Below are 2,139 nucleotides of genomic sequence, written 5' to 3'. Positions count from 1 at the left end.
TAGTGCCGAACATAAAGTAACTGTTTTTCAGCCAGTCTATCTCGGAGCTTTGGGCTAAGTTTTTGGTAAGCCTGACGACAGTCTACAATTGGCGTTTCTCCACCTTGTTCAGATGGTTGTAAACAGCAAAACCAAATCTTTAAAGGGAACTGATGCGAGTGAGAGCTTTCATTATGGAAAAGGATGGCTTTATCAGATGGATAAGGGGTAGAACCATAGACTTTACCTCCTTTCACCTTACGAGGCAAGTCTCCATACTCTCCAAACAAATCTGGATAAATTGCCTGGGCAAAACTTTCAAATTTAGATTCAGAATCAACATCAAAACCTCTAAATAAAATAGCTCCATGTTTGAGCAATTCTTTTTCTATAAATTCCCGATTATTTTGAACCCAACTCACTAAATTGATTTCATCATCGTTAGGCTGAATCACTAAAGGTAATGTTTGACTTGGGTGGAAATAATCAATCTTAATTAACTTTTCTGGTAATAGGCTAATAGCCTTGGGAGAAACGCTCATTAATTTTTCCCGTTTGAATGCTTTGCGTTCTTTTTTTTGCATAGCTTGTTGCTCACTTTCACTGTTAGTTAGCATTTCTAGATTGTTAATTTGGAGATCAGGTTGTTCCACAATACTATTAAGTAGCGTCTTAAAATGCTCCGTCATACAACTAATCATTTTTTCATCAAATAAATCAGCGTTATATTGCCATTCACCTAATATGCCCTGTTCAGTTTCTGTCAAAAATAGCGCTAAATCAAATTTAGAAATTTTACTTTCAACTTCTAACAGATGTAATGTTAGCCCTGGCAATTCTAAGGGTGGCATGGGAGTATTTTGGAGAACAAATAATACCTGAAACAGTGGCGAAGTGTTATTCAAGCTGCGATCAGGTTGTAATGCCTTCACCAACTCATCAAAGGGTAAATCTTGATGAGCATAAGCTCCTAATAAACAAGAACGAACTTTCTTAAGTAACTCCCGGAAACTAGGGTTATCTCCAAGGTGAGTGCGTAAAACCAGCAAATTCACAAAAAACCCAATTAACGGTTCTATCTCAGCCCGGTTACGGTTAGCAACGTCAGTACCTACAACAATGTCATCTTGATTTGTATAACGTTGAAGCAACACCTTAAAACCTGCCAGCAGAGTCATAAATAAAGTTACACCTTCTTGACGTGACAGTGCTTGGAGTGCTTTGGATTTTTGAGAAGAAATGGCGAAAGATAAAGCTTTACCCGAATTGGTTTTTACTTCCGAACGTGGACGAATTGTTGGTAATTGCAGTACGGGCAAATTACTACCTAATTGCTTTTTCCAGTAGGCGAGTTGGCCTTGGAGAACCTCACCCTGCAACCATTTTCGTTGCCACATGGCAAAATCTACATATTGGATGAGCAATTCTGGGAGTGAAGCGGGTTTTCCAACACAGAAAGCTGTATAAAGTACTGAAACTTCTTGTACAAAAACGCCGATTGACCATCTATCAGAGACGATGTGGTGCATCGTCAGTAGTAGTATGTGTTCTTGTTCATTCAGACGTAATAGTTTAACTCTCAGTAGGTAATCGCTGCTAATGTCGAATGGTTGTTGCACTTCTTGTGCAGTCTGTTGTTTAATTTCTACTTCTTGCTGATTTAAAGGTAACTTGCTAATATCGATGGTTGGTAAGATTAAGGGCTTTGCTTCAGAGATTACAACTACTGCTTGCCCTGCAACTGTCTGGAAATTGGTTCTTAATACTTCATGGCGGCGCACAATTTCATTGAAGCTTTGTTGTAATGCGTTGAAATTTAATTCTCCTTGGAGGCGCACAGCCGCAGGGATGTTATAGAAAGGGCTATCTGGTTCTAATTGAGCTAGGAACCATAACCTCTGTTGAGCAAATGATAGCGGTAATTGTGGCGTATTCCATCGCTCTATCCGCTCTATATTTGTGGTTTGAGTTTCTAACCCTGCTTGATTGGCTGTTTCAATTTCTGTGGCTAACCCAGCAATTGTTGGTTTTTCAAACAAGCAACGTAAAGGCAATTCTACTTGAAAAACTTGCCGGATTCGGGACATGACGCGAGTGGCGATTAAAGAATGTCCTCCTAATTCAAAGAAATTATCACCGACACCGACATGATTAATCCCT

The 2,139-nt window shown here is 39.4% G+C and carries 1 protein-coding gene; it reads right to left on the bottom strand.

What is annotated here, in order from left to right:
* The coding region (locus VB654_RS20240) for a condensation domain-containing protein (protein ID WP_323215631.1) at positions 1-2,139 on the bottom strand (2,139 nt) is incomplete at both ends.

It is taken from the genome of Nodularia sp. UHCC 0506 (assembly GCF_034931045.1).
In the GTDB taxonomy this organism is placed as follows: Bacteria; Cyanobacteriota; Cyanobacteriia; order Cyanobacteriales; family Nostocaceae; genus Nodularia.
Note: the sequence above shows the minus strand (reverse complement) of the source record. Positions and strands in the feature narration are given on the sequence as shown.